The following is a 17,400-nucleotide window of genomic DNA, read 5'->3' on the forward strand; positions in this document are numbered from 1 at the left end:
GAATCCGGCAAGACCCAGCTGAATCAGGGCTTCCTCACCCACCCGCGCAGCAACGGCAAAGCCCAGCCGCGCGGCGAAGGCTTCGAACTCAGAACCGACCAGCACGGCGCCATCCGCGCCGCCCACGGCCTGCTGTTGTCCACCGAAGCGCAGAACGGCGCCGGCGGCAAGCAGCTGGCGCGCGAGCATGCGCAAAGCCAGTTGCAGTCCGCCGTCGCGCTGAGTCAGGCGCTGGCTGAAACCGCCACCGGCCAGCTTGCCGACACCATGGAAACCGGGCCGGATGAGATCGGCGACGACAACGCCAAGAGCGGTAAGAAGGACACCGGCCATCTCCAGCACCAGCTCGACGCGCTGGCTGCCTGGGAAGCCGGCAGCAATACCGACAAAGACGGCAAGACGGCGAACGATCAGGCTGGCCAGCAACCACAACTGATTCTGTCAGGCCCTGCCGGTATCGCCAGCGTGACCGAGCAAAGCCAAACGTTAACTGCCGGCACGAACCTCAACCTCGTCGCTCAGCGCGACGCCAACCACACCACCGGCCGGCGCTGGATTCACAATGTAGGCAAGAGCATCAGCTTGTTCGTAACCGGGGTGAAAGACAAGGTAGCGGTGAAGCTGATTGCGGCCAAGGGCAAGGTGCAAATCCAGGCTCAAAGCGATGCGATGGAGATCACGGCAGACAAGGATGTGACCATCACCTCCTGCAAGGAGCGAATCGTCGTCAACGCCAAAAAGGAAATTCTGGTAACGGCTGGCGGGGCTTACTTTCGCATAGCGGACGGCAATATCGAAGTGCATGCGCCTGGCACGGTTAGCGTCAAAGGTGTTAGTCATGATTTGAATGGCCCCGCTAGTCTAGATGCCTTGCTCCCGCAACTTCCTAAAATTGGGTTAAGTGATCAGCAACTGCATCTTATTCATCATGGAACTGATATTCCAATGCCCCACACCCCTTATCGGATTACTTTTGCAAGTGGCAGAATTCACGAAGGCGTCACCGATGAGAATGGATTTACACAAAGATTCCAGAGTGCCAAGCATGAAAGTTTTGACGTAGAAATATTTGATCACGGGAAAGATATTAGCTAGGAATTACAAATGAGTCAGAAGAAGCCAATTGCAAAGAGCAAGTCAGCGGGAAAAACTGATGGCATTGAAGGATCATTACTACGCTGTGAAGTAAATGCTAATACGGGCGAATGGATCAAGCCAAACAATTGCGAAAAGTTTCACATTACTGCCGATGCAAAATTTCCAGAAATTGTATTTGAGTTTAAGACAAGCGCACCGCCACCCTATACTCTTGAGTGGAACATCCGTTGGATTGTTCAATCTTGCAAGCAAAAGAAAAACAAACCTCGTTTCAAACCAAAGCATAGCAAAACTTATACTGCCCAAGGCAAAAAAATACTAACTGAGAATAAATGGATTGCGAACCTAGACAATCAAGTTATTGGTGGGGAGTTGACTGTCAATATAAAGGCTGGAGAGGATAAATTCAGAAGAACGATTTTTATTCTCGGAACAGAACCAGGAAAAGAGTTAGTAACTACATACCTTGACAGCAAGCCTGACCCTGATTTAGCAGAACTCGTAAAGAAAATATTCAAACAAGAAACCAGCTTTACTCACTTCTACTCAGACGAAATGCCACTGGTCTCATTTGACAATGGTTATGGTTTGGGCCAAGCAACAAATCCAGTTCCTACATTCGAGCAGGTTTGGAACTGGAAAATGCATGCTGACAGCATAATATCCATTGTTAATTCAAAACGATCCCTGGCGAAAAAATATCTCTCGCAAAACCATAGGCCATATAACCAAGATCAGTTAGACCTAGAGACTTTGGCATATTACAATGGCGCAAATCATCATTATCACACATGGGATGAAAAGTCTAAATCCTGGGTGATAAACAATGCAATAACTTGCGACCCTCAAGAATCGAACAAAGGATGGGACATAACCAAAGAAGAGAATAAAGACAAATCAGTTGAAGAATTGAGAAACAATAAGAAAAGCAAACCCATTTATACCGGACGCTGCTATGCTGAACATATTAAAAATGCGCAGTAGATTATGTTGCCTTATGCTTTTTTCAGTTTTTATTACAGCTTCCGGGAGTGCACGCAGCGCGGAAGGCTCATCAACTATAATCAAATTAAATGAAGATTACTCAGTTTCGTTTGATTACAAGAAAAAAAACAGCACGCATGTCATTTTAATAAAAAAAGGAAAACAAATAGGTAAGCTATCATTCCCTATACCCAAAGGTAGAGATCCAAAAATTATTGGGGCAGATTCTTATAATAGAACAGTCTTTTCTCAACCCATAAAAACGAACAGTGGATATGCCATACCATATCTATTCCCATTAAGAACCAACTCTGGTGATGCACAAGGGCAGTGCGGATCTGGGGTTGAGATATGGTTAAAATTAATTTCTATCAGAAATGATTCAATCTTTATTAAGAGAGACGAACTGGTGCAAAGTTGTCAGCATGACATTTACTTGCAGGACAACGGAGATGGGAAGATTGAAAATGCATTCCAACTGCAAAATAGCAAGATCATTATAAGGTGGCTAAGCCATCCTAACAATAATGGAGATAGCTATTCTGAAACGATATCGCTTGAATAATTAACTTAGATTTTGGTTGAATATCACTAAGCGGCATGTAATATCAAAAATACAACACAGAATAGACTTCATCTGTTTTGTGTTTTGTGTTTTTTTGATTTCAACTCAACACCAAAATAAAAAACTAAGCTTTAAAATTACCTATCGCCTTCATCAACGCTCTCCCAATGCAGTGCGACTGATCACTTTAGCAATTAATGGAGGCGAAATTGGACTTCCCGATAGAAAAGCACATACAGCACGTATTGAAAAAATACTCCTTGAATAGCCTTGCTTGCATAGCATTTATTGCCTCTGGAATAGCCTACGCAGACGACAGTTATCAACTACCGATAAGTAGCGGGTATACTTTCACTGCTGCCTCGAGTAATACTGTTATGGCGACGGGAGCTGGCAAGAAATGTACCATCACAAACTTAACGGCCTCAATGGGATCCGATCCCAGACTCCCACCAAGGTTAAGCAATGATGGCGAGTATGTAATACTATCCGAGCATGACTATATCGATAAAAATAAACTTATCTCCTGCACCAACAAAATAAAAGTAGAATCGATAAAGAGCTTTCTATTTGATATAAACAAAAGCAAAGGGCTAGTACTCAGTGCAGACATCTACTCAGCCACCCCCGATGGGTACTTAGCAGAACTATATGATATAAAAACAAAAAAAGACGTGATACAGGCCAAAGGTTTTTTTGATAAAAAAACGCCTGCAAAAAAACAACTAGAGAATGTATTCAGCCTAACTGACAATGGAATCATCTCAAAAGACGGAAAATATGTTTCCATCAACGGTGATCCCGACTGCACCGGCGACTCGTACCCTGGAGTGTATAACTTGAAGACAAAAAAATTAGTAAATAGAACTACACTTGGCGGACTTGATGGTGACGCTTTAGATGCCACCTGCAAGAAGCTTTTCGAATAGATTAGCCCTAATCTTATAGCTCCCCAAACAACTCAACCGTTTTAGAAAACCTCTCGACAGCATGACGCGTACCGCCAGATGAAGGGTGCTTTCGACGGGATAATCCTGTTCAAAGCACCCATTTCCCCATCTCATGGCTCGGGGCATTTTGACCAGAAGATTTTTTCAACAACTACGCAGAAAAGTTAGTTTTTTGCAGAAACTCTGCACCTGATTCGTCTTGCTACGCTGACAAGAAAGTGAAAAAAGTCTTATCTGGCAAGGAATGATTTTTTCACTAACTTTGAAAACCTACAGTTGTTGTAGAGAGGCAAAGTTATTGACAACTCAAGGCAAATAAATTGCAACTCGCTCCAAGTCGATAAAAATGCCTCCCAACCGCAACCCAAAAATCAAATTCAATGGCATGTCGTATCAAAAATACGTCCGCTCTTCCTAAAAGAAAGAACCTGATCCGGGAGTGATTCTTCATGGAATTCAAAACGGTTCTCGTCGTCGGCGGCACCGGGATGCTCGCAAAAGCGACGCGGTATCTGGCCGACCATGCGTCGCAGCTCATCTTGGTTTCTCGAGATAGTCTCGCCACCGCGAAGAGATTGGGTCTTTCCAGCGCAAACTGCGTCTCCGCGGATTGGACCACGGTTCCGGCTTTCCTCGCTGCGACGAAGCCGACAATCGATCGTTTCCCTCCCGATTTGATCATTCTTTGGATGCACGAATCCGGCCTAGGCGCGAGGCTGGGCTTGCTCGACATGGTGCGCGGCTCGAACTGCCGCATTGTCGATATCCACGGCAGCGGCAGCGGTAAAGTGCTGGACCGAGTCGCGCAGCGCCGTCTCGAGGTTGTGCAAGCCGGCTGCCGCTACACCGCCGTCGTGCTGGGGGCCGTTCAGGAGCACGACAGATCTTCGCGCTGGCTGACGCACGATGAAATTTCGCTCGGAGTCATCCAAGCAATCAAGTCCACGAGCGACTGCGTTGTGGGCTCGATTTGAGCACTGACGGCGATCACCCCTTTTCAATTACGCTATGCAAGGGGATCAGGATTAGGGTGAATCTGCCCGGAGCTGGATTCGATTACCTTATGCAATACGTTTTTTGCAAGGTATCTGCGTAAAGGTCCGATATTTTCAGTCATTCTGCACGTAAGCTCCTGCCGCAGAAGCGCATGGGAATGAAAAAGTCTTACCAGACAAGGAAGGCTTTCTTCACTAACTTTGACTCCCTACAGTAGGTTTTCAAAGTTACTGCGCACTCTTTGACACAGTTGAAATCGCACCAACATGGGACATAGCCATTGCACGCCATGCCCCTTGCTATTGCAAATAAATAAATTGGCGTATAAATCAACCCCTTCGCATCGGTAAAATGCGGGCAGGGGAATGGAGACGCGTATATTCATGAACAACACGGCAGCGCTACCGTTCAATCACGGCTCCGCCTGCGACAGGACGATAAGCTGGCATGCAATTTGGCGCGCCTGCAGGGATGCTGTCCAGCCTTGCTCCGAACGCTGCAGGCGCGTGAAAGACAGGGCCTGATGACTACATTGCGGCTGATACTGGGCGACCAGCTCAATCCCTGCCATAGCTGGTTCGCATCGACCGATCCCGACGTGGTGCATGTGATGATGGAGATCCGTCAGGAAACCGACTACGTGCGCCACCACGCGCAAAAAATCCTGGCCATCTTCGCCGCGATGCGCGATTTCGCCGCCCAGTTGAAAGCGCAGGGCCATCGCGTGCGCTATGTCGCCATCGACGACGCCAGCAACCGCCAGTCGCTGACCGGCAATCTGGACGCGCTGATCGTCCATTACGGCGCGGCCGCGGTGGAATACCAGGCGCCGGATGAATGGCGGCTGGACCGCATACTGGCAGACTGGGCCAAGGGCCTGCCCATTCCCTGCCGCATGGCGGACAGCGAGCACTTTTACACCGCGCGCGGCGAGGCGGCGGCGTTTTTCGGCGCGCGGCGGCAATGGCGGCAGGAAACCTTTTATCGCCAGCTGCGCCGCAAGCACCGGGTTTTGCTGGACGACGACGGCGAACCCGTCGGCGGGCGCTGGAATTTCGACGCCGACAACCGCCAGCGCTGGCCCGGCGACCCGCCCGAACCAATAGACCCGCGGCCGGCGCATGATCACAGCAAACTGTGGCAGACCATACAGAAGGCCAGCGTGGACAGCTTCGGCCAGCCGCAGGCGGACGCGCTGCGCTGGCCGCGCAACCGCGCCGAGGCGCTGGACTTGCTGCAAGCCTTCGTCGAACACGCATTGCCGCATTTCGGCGCCTATCAGGACGCGATGAACGCGCGCGCGCGGCGGCTGTTCCATTCGCTGCTGTCCTTCGCCCTGAATGTGAAAATGCTGAACCCGCGCGAGGCGGTGGACGCCGCCGTCGCCGCCTGGCGCTCGGGCCGCGCGCCGCTGCCCGCGGTGGAAGGCTTCGCGCGACAGATACTGGGCTGGCGCGAATACGTGCGCGGCGTGTACTGGGCCCAAATGCCCGACTACCGCAACTGCAACGCGCTGGCGCACCGGCTGCCGCTGCCGCGCTGGTTCTGGGATGGCGACACCGGCATGCAGTGCCTCGCGCACGCCATCGGCCAATCGCTGGAAGACGCCTACGCCCACCACATCCAGCGGCTGATGGTAATAGGCAATTTCGGGCTGATCGCCGGCTTGTCGCCGCAAGCTCTGCACGAATGGTATTTGGGCGTCTACATCGACGCTTTCGAGTGGGTAGAACTACCCAACACGCTGGGCATGAGCCAGTTCGCCGACGGCGGGCTGCTGGGCAGCAAGCCTTACGCCGGCAGCGCGGCTTATATCGGCCGCATGAGCGATTACTGCGCGGGTTGCCGCTACCAGCCCAAACAGCGCGTTGGCCCCGATGCCTGCCCGTTCAATGCCTTGTACTGGGATTTCTTCCAGCGCCACCGGGAGCGGTTGGCCGCCAATCCGCGGCTGGCCTTGGTCTACCGTCAGCTGGACACGCTCCCGGAAACCGAGCGCGCCGCCATCGCCGCGCGCGCTGCCGCATTGCAAGCCAATCTCGACGCACTTTGAGAAAACCATGCTGGAAAACATCTCGCGCGGTTCGCCTTTACTCTCCGGCCCCTTGCCTGCTGCTGCACCACGCCGCGGCCCGGCATCGCTCGGCGTTAGTTTTCCAGCAGGACAGCGACTAGGCGCGATGGTACGAAACCGCCCCCTGGACCACCGCTTGGAGCAAAACTTGCAGGCGGTGTGCGCTTGCCTTGCGCCGGCAATCTTTTTATCGTTCAAACATGTCTTCGCATCCATTGTCATGGAGTGTCGCCATGGAGTTGTTCGATACCGTATCCGCCCAAATCCACCATATGCGGCTGCCCTTGTTTGCGGTCAGCCTCAGCGCCGTCCCCTTTCCTGACACGCCGCTACTGCTGATGCTGCATTGGCATGGCTTCCGCCAGTCCGAAACGGGCCATGCGGAAGCGAACAAAACGATCTTCCGGCAAGTGCCGGCCTCGGCCTTGCAACTGACACGCCGTTGGAACGCGCTATCGTTGGTGGAGGAAGAGATTCTGGACGCGGCCTGGCAGCTGGGCGCGTGGAGTCTGTTGCGCGACGAGCGCCGCGGCTGCAACACCATAGGCGCTGCCGCCGGCGAGGCGCTGGCCTGCCGCCAGGCTTTCGGCGACTTGCCACCTGTAGACGGCCTGGAAAGCGTGGTGGCGGAGGCGCCCGACAGCCCGGAGCTGATGCGGCTGGCGGCTCGCCGCGGCTATGTTTCCTGGCATTTTCGGCCGGTGCACGGCGGAGTGTGGCGCGAACTGGCCGAAGACGACACCCTGGGCGCGGAAGGCCGGCGCCAGCCTCCCTGCCCGCTCGCGCCGCGCGCCTGCCGCGGCGGCAAGTCCGCCAGAACCGAATACCGTTTCGGCCGCGTCGAACGTCTGATTTTGTAGCCGGATTTTTTCTGAAAAAAACCTCTTGAAAAGCGTTTGGCCCGCCCTTACTTCGTGATTCGTCAGCCACCCAGGCTGCATTTAACCGGTAAGCGCGGGCCTTTGCGCGCCTGCGGCCAGCCGGTCTCACATACCGTTTCCAATGATCTGAATCGCACAGGAGATTGATATGCAAATCCGTCCTCTGCACGACCGGATTATCGTCAAGCGGGTCGAAAAGGTCCGCCAGACTGCCTCCGGCATCGTCATCCCCGATAGCGCCGCCGAAAAACCGGAACAAGGCGAAGTGCTGGCGGTCGGCCCCGGCAAGCGCCTGCAGGACGGCACGCTGCTGCCGATGCAAGTCAAAGTGGGCGATCTGGTGCTGTTCGGCAAATACGGCGGCCAGACCGTCAAGCTGGACGACCAGGAATACCTGGTGCTGCGCGAGGAAGACGTCTTCGGCGTGATCGAAGGCGCATCCGAGTCCGGCCGCAAGGCTGCCTGATTTCCCCCATACCTCACAGGAGTTAAACCATGGCTGCGAAAGAAGTCCGCTTCCACGACAACGCCCGTGAACGCATCGTCAATGGCGTCAATGTGCTGGCTAATGCCGTGAAAGTCACCCTGGGCCCGAAAGGCCGCAACGTGCTGCTGGCGCGCAGCTTCGGCGCGCCGCACATCACCAAGGACGGCGTGTCCGTCGCCAAGGAAATCGAACTGAAAGACCCGTTCGAAAACATGGGCGCGCAGATGGTGAAGGAAGTGGCGTCCAAGACTGCCGACGTGGCGGGCGACGGCACCACCACCGCCACCGTGCTGGCCCAGGCCATCGTGCAGGAAGGCATGAAGTACGTCGCCTCCGGCATGAACCCGATGGACCTGAAGCGCGGCATCGACAAAGCCGTCCATGCCGTGGTGAAGGAGCTGCAAACCCTGTCCAAACCGGTAACCAACAGCAAGGAAACCGCCCAGGTGGCCGCGCTGTCTGCCAACTCCGACGAGGCCATCGGCAAGATCATCGCCGACGCCATGGAAAAAGTGGGCAAGGAAGGCGTGATCACCGTCGAAGACGGCAAGTCCTTGGACAACGAGCTGGCCGTCGTCGAAGGCATGCAGTTTGACCGCGGCTACCTGTCGCCGTATTTCATCACCGATCCGGAAAAGCAGACCGCCGCGCTGGAAGACCCGCTGGTGCTGCTGTACGACAAGAAGATCAGCAATATCCGCGACCTGCTGCCGGTGCTGGAGCAAGTGGCCAAGGCCGGCAAGCCGCTGCTGATCGTCGCCGAAGACGTGGAAGGCGAAGCGCTGGCCACCCTGGTGGTGAACAGCATGCGCGGCATCCTGAAGGTAGCCGCGGTGAAGGCCCCGGGCTTCGGCGACCGCCGCAAGGCCATGCTGGAAGACATCGCCATCCTGACAGGCGGCACCGTCATTGCTGAGGAAACCGGCCTGACGCTGGAAAAAGCCAGCCTGGCCGAGCTGGGCAGCGCCAAGCGCGTGGAAATCGGCAAGGAAAACACCACCATCATCGACGGCGCCGGCGACAAGGCCAAGATCGACGCCCGCGTGCAGGCCATCCGGGCGCAGATCGACGCCGCCACCAGCGACTATGACCGCGAGAAGCTGCAGGAGCGCGTGGCCAAGCTGTCCGGCGGCGTGGCGGTGATCCGCATCGGCGCGGCCACCGAAGTGGAAATGAAGGAGAAGAAAGACCGCGTGGACGACGCGCTGCACGCCACCCGCGCCGCGGTGGAAGAAGGCATCGTAGCCGGCGGCGGCGTGGCCCTGCTGCGCGCCCGCGCCCACATCGGCGAGCTGAAGGGCGACAACGCCGACCAGGACGCCGGCATCCAGATCGTGCTGCGCGCGCTGGAAGCGCCGCTGCGCGCCATCGCCGCCAATGCCGGCGACGAGCCGTCGGTCATCGTCAACAAGGTGCTGGAGGGCAAGGGCAGCCATGGCTACAACGCCGCCAGCGGCCAGTTCGGTGACCTGGTGGAAATGGGCGTGATCGACCCGACCAAGGTGACCCGCACCGCGCTGCAAAACGCGGCTTCCATCGCCAGCCTGATCCTGACCACCGACGCCACCGTGGCCGAAGCGGCGCAGGACAGCAAGGCCAAGGCCCCGGCGGAGCTGGATTACTGATCCGCCGGTCTGGTCCTCTTTCATCATTGGCCCGCGCCCAAGCGCGGGCTTTTTTTTCGCCCGCAAAAAGTGGGCTATAAGGTAGACAACGGAAAGCCGCAAAAATGGAAGTTCTCGCTCACGCTATCCTCTCAACGGCGCCATCCAGACAGAAGCATTCACCATGCGCAACACAGTCCTTGCCCTCTGGCTCCTCCGGCTCTGCCTGATGCCGCTTTTAGCCCGCCCTGCGCTTGCCGCGGAGCCGGTCAAGAACTGGTTTCATGACCCGTTCTTTCAGGTGCGCAAGCAAGTAGCCGGCTGCCCCATGCCGCTTGGCCCATTCGGCACGGAAGAGGACATGAAAGCGCAGGCGCATTCGCGGGTGGAGCGCGGCACCAGTTGCTGGCGGGCCGGACAGTGCAAGAAGCCCAATGCCTATCTGTACGATGCCGACATCGCCAAGGATCTGCAGCGCCGCTTTGCCAAGACTAGCCGGTTTGCCGATGCCAGCTTGTGGATCACGGTGCAACGGCGCTTTGTTTATGTTGAAGGCTGCACCCGCAACAAGCAGGCCGCCTCCGGCATTGACACCTTCGTCAGGCAAACGCCGGATGTGCAGCTGGTGGTGACGAATACCATCATTGGAACAGGCAAACCGAACTATCCGGTGATGCCGGCGAAATAGCGCCCTCCCCCTTTGCCTGCGGAATCTTCACCGCGCCGCCCCGCCGGCAGCCGCAAAAAAAGGCGCGAAACTCGCGCCTTTTGCCTGCCATCAAATCGGATTACACCAGCACGGCATTCCGTTTGCGGGTGCGGCCGGAATGCAGATAACCGGCGATATAGTCCTGAGAAACTTCGCCGCAATAGCGCCCGGCCTCGTCCACCACCGGCATCCAGGTCAGGTTGTGCTCATACAGGCGCGACAGCACGACGCGCAGGTTCTCGCCCGCGCCGGCCGTCGCCTCGATCCGGTTGAGCTTGTCGCGGCAACGGCCGCCGCCGGCCTTGGCATCGCGCCGCCTGACGAAGCCCAGCGGCTCGCCCGCCGCGTCCACCACGGTCAGATGCATCAAGTCGCCATCGTCCATCATGCCGTAGGCAGCGGACAGCGGCGTGTCCAGCGTGGCCGTCAGCGTCTCCTGCAGATCGGCCACCTCGCCGGCCTGCACCAAGAGCAGGCGCTTCAAGATGCGGTCATGGCCGACGAAGCTGGCGACAAAGTCATCGGCGGGGCGCGCCAGCACTTCGTCCGCCCCGGCGCACTGCACCATCCGCCCCTGGCGGAATACCGCGACGCGGTCGCCCAGCTTGATCGCCTCATCGATATCGTGGCTGACCAGCATCACCGTCTTGCCCAACTGGCGCTGCATCTGCAGGAATTCGTTCTGGATCTGCTCGCGGTTGATCGGGTCCACCGCGCCGAACGGTTCGTCCATCAGCAGCACCGGCGCATCGGCCGCCAGCGCGCGGATCACGCCGATGCGCTGCTGCTGGCCGCCGGACATCTCGCGCGGGTAGCGCTGCAGGAAACGGTCCGGGTCCAGCGCCACCATGTGCATCAGCTCGCGGGCGCGCTCGCGGCAGCGTTTCTTGTCCCAACCCAGCATGCGCGGCACCACCATGATGTTTTCTTCGATGGTCATATTCGGGAACAGGCCGATCTGCTGGATCACGTAGCCGATATGCCGGCGCAGCGTCACGGTATCGATGCCGGCCGTATCCTCGCCGGCGATCAGCACCTTGCCGGAAGTCGGTTCGATCAGGCGGTTGATCATCTTCATGGTGGTGGTCTTGCCGCAGCCGGACGGGCCAAGCAGCACGCAGATTTCGCCTTCCGCCACTTTCAGGCTGACATTGTCCACGGCTTGCACCAGTTGGCCGTTCTTTTGGGTAAATTGCTTGCAGAGATTTTGCAGTTCTATCATCAGCGAATTCCTTTCGGTGTCAGCGCGCGCTGGGCGCGCAACAACAGCCAATCCATGGCGATGGCCAGCAGGCTGACGGCGAGCGCGCCGGCGATCAGTTTGCGGATGTCGCTCTGGCTGATGCCGTGCAGGATCAGGGTGCCGAGGCCGCCGGCGCCGACGATGGCGGCGATCGCCATCACGCCGATATTCAGCACCACCGCGGTGCGGATGCCGGCAAAAATCACCGGCACCGCCAACGGCAACTCCACCCAGCGCAGCCGCTGCCAGAAGGTCAGCCCGATGCCGCGGCCCGCTTCGCGCACGCCGGGCTCCACCTGTGTCAGCGCGGTGTGGGTATTGCGCACGATGGGCAGCAGCGAATACAGAAAAGCGGCGGTAATGGCCGGCACCGCGCCGATGCCATGGCCGATCAGCGAAAACAGCGGAATCATCAGCCCGAACAGTGCGATGGCTGGAATGGTCAACAGCAAGGTGGCCAGGCTCAGCACCGCACCGGCCAGCGCGGGAAAACGCACGATCGCCACGCCCAGCGGCACGCCCAGCAGCACAGCCAGCCCAACGGCGATGCCTACCAGCGACAGGTGCTGCTGCGCCAGCGCGCCGATATACGGCAGATTGCCCAGGATATAGCGGCCGGTTTCCAGGACCGTCTCCATCATGCGCCCTCCTTCAGCAACTGGTGGCTGCGCAGAAACTCGGCGGCCACGTCCTTGACCGGCCGGTGCCGGATATCCACCTCGGCGTTCATCGCTGACATCGTGTCGTTGTCCAGCACGGCGGCCAGCCGGTTCAATTCATCCGCCAGGCCGGGATTGCGGTCCAGCACCTCCTTGCGCACCACGGGCACGGCGGCGTAAGGCGGGAAAAAGTTCAAGTCATCCTGCAACACCAGCAGGTCGAAACCAATGATGCGGCCATCGGTGGTGTAAACCAGGCCGGCATCGACAAAGCCATCGCGGATGGCGTTGTAAACCAGACCGGCGTCCATCTGCCGGATCTGCGGCCGGCTCAACTCCATACCGTACAACTGCTGCAGAGGCTTCAGGCCGTCCGGGCGGCCGGCAAACTCCATGTCGAAGCCCAGCTGCCAGCGCTGATCGGTGCCGTTGCGCTGCTTGACCACTCGCGCCAGATCGGACAGCGTGCGCACGCCCTCGGCTTCGGCGCGGCTGCGTTTCATCGCCAGCGCATAAGTATTGTTGAGCGCGGCCGGATTCAGCCAGATCAGGCCCTTGGCATCGTCCAGCCGCTTGACGGTGGCGTAAGCCTCCTCATTGCTCATTTTCTGCTGAATGCCGTGATGGACGATCAGCCCGGTGCCGGTGTACTCCCATACCAGATCGAGCTGCCCATGCTCTTGCGCATTGCGCATGATCACAGAAGCCAAATCCTGTTTTTGGGTGATCTCGTAGCCCTTGCTGCGCAGATACTGCGCGGTCAGCTCGGACAACAGATGCTGCTCGGTGAAGTTCTTGCTGCCCAATACCAGGCCCGCCGCGGCCGGCGCGGAAAACAGAGTCAGAGCGGCGATGGCCAGGCAAATGCCGGCCAGCCTATTGCGCAGAGACGCAATCAATTTCATAAGGAATCCTCCATGCGGAGCCCGTCAAGGCGGGCCGTTGCCGACACACCGCTCAGGCGATGCCCCGCGCGGCGGCCAAGCGGCCAGCCGCGGCCACCAGTTGGTCCAGCGCCAGCGCGATCAGCGCGGTGCCGCCGGCGCCCAGCAACAAGGCGGTGTGGTTATTGAGGTAGATGCCGGGAAAGATCAGCTCGCCGTAACTGCTGGCGCCGATCAGGAAGGCCAGCGGCGCGGTGCCGACATTCAGCGCCAGCGCCACCCGCACGCCGGACAGGATGACCGGCAAGGCATTGGGCAATTCCACCTTCCACAGCCGCTGCCGCGGCGTCATGCCCAGCGCGTCGGCGGCCTCGAGCATGGCCGGCGGCAAGCCGGCCAGGCCGGCATAGGTGTTGCGCACGATGGGCAACAACGAGGCAAGAAACAAGGCGACGATGGCCGGCGCGTCGCCGATGCCCACCACCACCATGGCCAGCGCCAACACCGCCATCGGCGGCAGGGTGTTGCCGATATTGAAGACCTGCATCCAGGACTCCGCGCTGCGGCGCAAGCGCGGCCGGCTCAGCAGAACGCCGCAGGGCAGGCCCACCGCCAGCACCAAGGCCATCGACACGCCAACCAGATAGAGATGCTGCCGGCCCAGATAGACCAGATCTTCTCGATATTCCGCCCACACGGCCGGGCCAAGGCCGTAATACAACCCAGCCGCCGCCAGGGCGGCCAAGGTCAGCCAAAACATGCTGCGCTTGCCAAACGCTCTTTTGTGCATCTGCGTCCTCCTTGGCGGATAGCGACGGACAAACCGTCTGCGATCCGCTGTAATGATCGCGACAACCAGAGAGCTGCCAGTAGATTTTCAAGACACCCGGCCAGACCGGATATGGAATGCGTAAAACGCGGGAGCGGGCGTTTGCCCGACAATTGAGTGGCGCATGAAGCGCCGGCGAATTTTCGAAGACTATAACACCTCACCATTAAACATGCAAATAATCTAATATTCAGAAACATCATTAGAATATTGATATTGAAGAATTAGCAAGGCAAAAACTGTAAATATTCATCCATTTGTACTTTGAAAAGCCATCTCAGCGCGGCAGGGCAAAATGGCCTGCCCCATCTCCATTCAAGGTGGCAGAACCGGATACCACCCCGGCCAAAACCCGGCTAACTGCATGATTTTGCTGATGCCAACACCCCACTCGGGACAAGCAGCGGCTTACTCATGCTTGCCTGACTCGCCTTGCGTTGCCCATCTCGCCAAAGGCATGAAAATTTTTTCTGGCATTGCCTTTGGCTGAATGTCGACCGGCTGCACATCCGCAATTTTCCCGGTGCCATGCGCGCTTACCCTCATACGATACTGCGGCATCACAGCAACTTAACTGAGCGACCCGGTCCGGGAGGGGGCTAGCAAAATCGTCAACCGGCGCGCTGCAAATCGTCCGCTGTATCGATATCCAGCAAGATGCCGGGATCATCCAGATCCAGCCGCAAGGCCTGGCTCCAATCCAGCGCGTCGCGCGCGCCGATATCGCCGCTCAAGTCCAGCAAACCGGGCAAGCAGGCCGCGGGCAGGCCGCGCGGATGGCCAGGATTGCCGTCGTGGCACGGCAGCACCAGCCTGCCTTGCCACAAGGCCGCCGCCACCTGGCTCACGGTATGCGGCCGGACGCCAGGCATGTCGCCCAGGCCCAACACCACGCCGCGGCAATCCGGCAAGGACAGCGCCCAAGCCACGCCGCAAGCCAGGGAATGGCCCATGCCCGCGCGGTTCAGCGCGCACGGCAACGGCCGCACGCCCAACTGCTCGCACAAGGCCAAGCCAAACGCATCGTCCTCCGGCAGCACCAGCCCCACATCCCCCACTTGGCCGATAAAGGCGCCGACGCTGGCCTCCAGCAGCGAGCGGCCATCCGGCAGCAAGGCTTGGCGCTTGTCCGATCCGAAGCGGCTGCCGCTGCCGGCCGCCAACACCAGTCCGGCGATCATGCTCGACACGCCTGCGGCGCCTCGGCGGCCGCTGCGCGCTGCAAGGCGCTGCGGCTGGCGACCAGATCCGCCGCGATGGATACCGCAATCTCCGCCGGCGTGCGCGAACCTATCGCCAGCCCGACTGGGCCATGCAGCCTATCCAGCTGCGCTGGCGTCAGGCCGAAATGCTCGGCCAGGCGGGCCTTGCGCTTCAGCGTGGTCGTGGTCGACCCCAACGCGCCGACATACTGGCACGGCAGCTTCAGCGCCTCCATCAGCGCCAGGTCGTCCAGCTTGGGATCATGCGTCACCGCCACCACCGCGGCGTATTGGTCGCAAGCGAAGGCCAGCACCAGATCGTCCGGCATCTCGGCCGACAGCGGGACATCGGGCAAAGGCCAATCCTGGCGGTACTCCTCGCGCGGCTCGCACACCGTCACCGCGTAGTCCAGCGTGACGGCGATCTGCGCCAGATAACGGCCCAACTCCGACGCGCCTATGATCAGCAAGCGCCAGCGCGCGCCGTGCCGCACGCTGAAACCCGTCTCGTCCTCGACGAATGCCGCATCCGGCCCCGATTCGGCCAAGCTGGCCGAGCCGTCGCCGTAACGGACATGGCGCCACAGCGGGCGCCGCGCGCGGACCGCCTGCAGCAGGGCCGCCAGCTGCGCGGCGTCCGGCGCGCACTCCACCGCCACCCGCAGGCTGTTGCCGCACGGCAGGCGATAGCGCTGGCGCTCCTCCACGCTGACGCCGAAGCTGCGCACCCGCACCGCCGGACCGCCATCGAAGAAACCGCCGCCGGCGATCTCGCGCCGCAAGTCGTCCTCAACGCAACCGCCGGACACCGAGCCGAAAATCGCGCCGTCGTCGCGGATCAGCGCCATCGATCCCGGTGGCCTTGGACTCGCGCCATAGGTGCCCAGCACCGTCAGCAAGGCTGCGCGCCGGCCGCTTTCCAGCCAGGCCAAGGCCTGGGTCAGCACTTCCTCGTCGTTGCCGCGCATCGCCGCCTCACTTCGGGCAATAAGCGCCGTTGCCGGCCCAACGCCGCACCGCGTCGTGAAAGTCCGCCTGCGACAACGGCGGCAGCGTGCGGTTGCCGCCGGGATGCCAGGCCCATTGCACCAGCGGATCGGCTGTCATGTGCGCCACCAGCGCCGCCGTATCGCGGTTGCCGTTGGCTTGCTTGTCCACCAGCTTGCGGCACATCTGGCCGGCGCTGAGCCCTTCCCAGCCCATGCTCAGCGGCGCCAGATGCCAATTGGGCGCGCCCGGCACCAGGCCGTCGGCGGAGTTGGCCGCCTGGTGGCAGGCGAAGCACATCAGCGTCGGCGCGCCCATATTGTCCGCGCCGCGCTGAATCAATTGCGCATGCGGATGGCGATCATCGCCCTGGCGCGGAAAGCTGGTGACGGTGTGGCAGTTCAGGCAGCGCGGCGACTGCAGCACCTTGGCCACCTCGCCGAAGGCCTGGCGCGAAGCCGCGGGATCGTCGGCCGCCAACGTGGCAAATGGCAGCAAGGCCGCCAGCGCGAGGAGTCGGAATACAGTGTTCATGCCCATCTCCTCACACCGCTACGTAGCCATGCCGGCTCAAGGGCAGCGCGCGCAGGCGCTTGCCGCTGGCGGCGTGAATGGCGTTGGCCAGCGCCGCCGCCGTCGGCGCGCTGCCGGGCTCGCCGGTGCCGCCGGGCGCCTCCTCGCTGGCGATGATGGACACGTCCACCTTGGGCGCCTGGAACATCCTGACCAGCGGATAGCCATCGAAATTCTTCTGCTCCACCGCGCCGTCCTTGAAGGTGATTTCCCCAAACAAGGCCGCGGACAGCGCGAACACGATGCCGCCCTGCATCTGCGCCGCCACCTGGTCCGGATTGATCACCACGCCGCAATCGACCGCGCACCACACATGCTCCACCTTCAACTGCTTGCCCTTGACCGATACCTCCACCACTTGGCCGATATAGGAGCCGAAAGACGGATGGACGGCGACGCCCAGACCGTGCCCCTTGGGCAGCTTGCGTCCCCAGCCTGCCATGCGCGCGGCCTCGCGCAGCACGCCCTGCTCGCGCGGCGCGCCTGAGAGCAGCGCAAGCCGGTAGGCCACCGGGTCCTGCCGCGCCAGCAAAGCCAGCTCATCGATGAAGCACTCTTTGGAGAACGCGCTGTGCGAATGGCCGACGGAACGCCACCACAACACCGGCAATGCGGACTTCGGGGTATGCAGGTCCAGTTGCAGCGCCGGAACGGCATAGGCCATGCCCACCGTGC

Annotated in this window: 19 protein-coding genes; 11 read left to right on the forward strand and 8 right to left on the reverse strand. The window is 59.4% G+C overall.

Annotated features, from left to right (window positions below; translation table 11 throughout):
• The 11 genes from C2134_RS02665 to C2134_RS02705 all read left to right on the forward strand — a co-directional run.
• Nucleotides 1–1,095: DUF2345 domain-containing protein (locus tag C2134_RS02665; protein ID WP_233196339.1), on the forward strand; the 1,095-nt coding region annotated here is incomplete at its 5' end.
• Between the two features lie 9 nt (nucleotides 1,096–1,104).
• The gene (locus C2134_RS21090) at nucleotides 1,105–2,082 is read left to right on the forward strand and encodes a hypothetical protein (protein WP_146042072.1); all 978 of its coding nucleotides are present in this window, start codon (nucleotides 1,105–1,107) and stop codon (nucleotides 2,080–2,082) included.
• Nucleotides 2,054–2,647 (forward strand): hypothetical protein, encoded by a 594-nt coding sequence (locus tag C2134_RS21095; RefSeq protein ID WP_146042073.1) that lies wholly within the window; start codon nucleotides 2,054–2,056, stop codon nucleotides 2,645–2,647. Before C2134_RS21090 ends, C2134_RS21095 begins: the two co-directional genes overlap by 29 nt.
• Nucleotides 2,648–2,856: 209 nt before the next feature.
• Nucleotides 2,857–3,576, forward strand: coding sequence for a hypothetical protein (locus tag C2134_RS02670; protein ID WP_146042074.1), 720 nt, complete (start codon nucleotides 2,857–2,859; stop codon nucleotides 3,574–3,576).
• 470 nt (nucleotides 3,577–4,046) lie between these two features.
• Nucleotides 4,047–4,571, forward strand: coding sequence for a Rossmann-fold NAD(P)-binding domain-containing protein (locus tag C2134_RS02675; RefSeq protein ID WP_103317357.1), 525 nt, complete (start codon nucleotides 4,047–4,049; stop codon nucleotides 4,569–4,571).
• Nucleotides 4,572–4,976: 405 nt separating this feature from the next.
• Nucleotides 4,977–5,117 (forward strand): DUF2256 domain-containing protein, encoded by a 141-nt coding sequence (locus tag C2134_RS21800; protein WP_158248681.1) that lies wholly within the window; start codon nucleotides 4,977–4,979, stop codon nucleotides 5,115–5,117.
• The gene (locus C2134_RS02685) at nucleotides 5,117–6,646 is read left to right on the forward strand and encodes a cryptochrome/photolyase family protein (RefSeq protein ID WP_103317360.1); all 1,530 of its coding nucleotides are present in this window, start codon (nucleotides 5,117–5,119) and stop codon (nucleotides 6,644–6,646) included. The genes C2134_RS21800 and C2134_RS02685 overlap by 1 nt, the downstream gene beginning before the upstream one ends.
• 254 nt (nucleotides 6,647–6,900) lie before the next feature.
• Entirely contained in the window at nucleotides 6,901–7,527 is a 627-nt protein-coding gene (locus tag C2134_RS02690) for a diguanylate cyclase (protein WP_103317362.1), read from the forward strand.
• Nucleotides 7,528–7,696: 169 nt separating this feature from the next.
• Nucleotides 7,697–8,014 (forward strand): co-chaperone GroES, encoded by a 318-nt coding sequence (locus C2134_RS02695; protein ID WP_043621205.1) that lies wholly within the window; start codon nucleotides 7,697–7,699, stop codon nucleotides 8,012–8,014.
• A gap of 29 nt (nucleotides 8,015–8,043) precedes the next feature.
• Nucleotides 8,044–9,660, forward strand: a complete 1,617-nt coding sequence (gene groL / locus C2134_RS02700; RefSeq protein ID WP_103317364.1) for a chaperonin GroEL — start codon at nucleotides 8,044–8,046, stop codon at nucleotides 9,658–9,660.
• Nucleotides 9,661–9,868: 208 nt separating this feature from the next.
• The gene (locus tag C2134_RS02705; protein WP_103317366.1) at nucleotides 9,869–10,327 is read left to right on the forward strand and encodes a BON domain-containing protein; all 459 of its coding nucleotides are present in this window, start codon (nucleotides 9,869–9,871) and stop codon (nucleotides 10,325–10,327) included.
• Nucleotides 10,328–10,427: 100 nt separating this feature from the next.
• On the opposite strand, the gene C2134_RS02710 is transcribed toward C2134_RS02705, so the two are convergent.
• From C2134_RS02710 to C2134_RS02745, 8 genes are all read right to left on the reverse strand, one after another.
• Entirely contained in the window at nucleotides 10,428–11,570 is a 1,143-nt protein-coding gene (locus C2134_RS02710) for an osmoprotectant ABC transporter ATP-binding protein OsmV (protein ID WP_103317367.1), read from the reverse strand.
• Entirely contained in the window at nucleotides 11,570–12,232 is a 663-nt protein-coding gene (locus C2134_RS02715; RefSeq protein ID WP_439646992.1) for an ABC transporter permease, read from the reverse strand. Before C2134_RS02715 ends, C2134_RS02710 begins: the two co-directional genes overlap by 1 nt.
• A complete protein-coding gene (locus C2134_RS02720) occupies nucleotides 12,229–13,155 on the reverse strand; it encodes a glycine betaine ABC transporter substrate-binding protein (RefSeq protein WP_103317369.1) in 927 nt (308 codons plus the stop codon). Before C2134_RS02720 ends, C2134_RS02715 begins: the two co-directional genes overlap by 4 nt.
• Before the next feature lie 52 nt (nucleotides 13,156–13,207).
• Nucleotides 13,208–13,924, reverse strand: coding sequence for an ABC transporter permease (locus C2134_RS02725; RefSeq protein ID WP_103317371.1), 717 nt, complete (start codon nucleotides 13,922–13,924; stop codon nucleotides 13,208–13,210).
• A 650-nt stretch (nucleotides 13,925–14,574) separates the two neighbouring features.
• Nucleotides 14,575–15,144, reverse strand: a complete 570-nt coding sequence (locus C2134_RS02730; RefSeq protein WP_103317372.1) for a nucleotidyltransferase family protein — start codon at nucleotides 15,142–15,144, stop codon at nucleotides 14,575–14,577.
• Nucleotides 15,141–16,133 (reverse strand): XdhC family protein, encoded by a 993-nt coding sequence (locus tag C2134_RS02735; RefSeq protein ID WP_103317374.1) that lies wholly within the window; start codon nucleotides 16,131–16,133, stop codon nucleotides 15,141–15,143. Before C2134_RS02735 ends, C2134_RS02730 begins: the two co-directional genes overlap by 4 nt.
• Nucleotides 16,134–16,140: 7 nt before the next feature.
• Nucleotides 16,141–16,686, reverse strand: a complete 546-nt coding sequence (locus C2134_RS02740) for a hypothetical protein (protein ID WP_103317376.1) — start codon at nucleotides 16,684–16,686, stop codon at nucleotides 16,141–16,143.
• A gap of 10 nt (nucleotides 16,687–16,696) precedes the next feature.
• Nucleotides 16,697–17,400, reverse strand: a 704-nt coding sequence (locus tag C2134_RS02745; RefSeq protein ID WP_146042076.1) for a molybdopterin cofactor-binding domain-containing protein, incomplete at its 5' end; no start/stop codon positions are given.

This window comes from Chromobacterium sinusclupearum (assembly GCF_002902845.1).
GTDB lineage: Bacteria > Pseudomonadota > Gammaproteobacteria > Burkholderiales > Chromobacteriaceae > Chromobacterium > Chromobacterium sinusclupearum.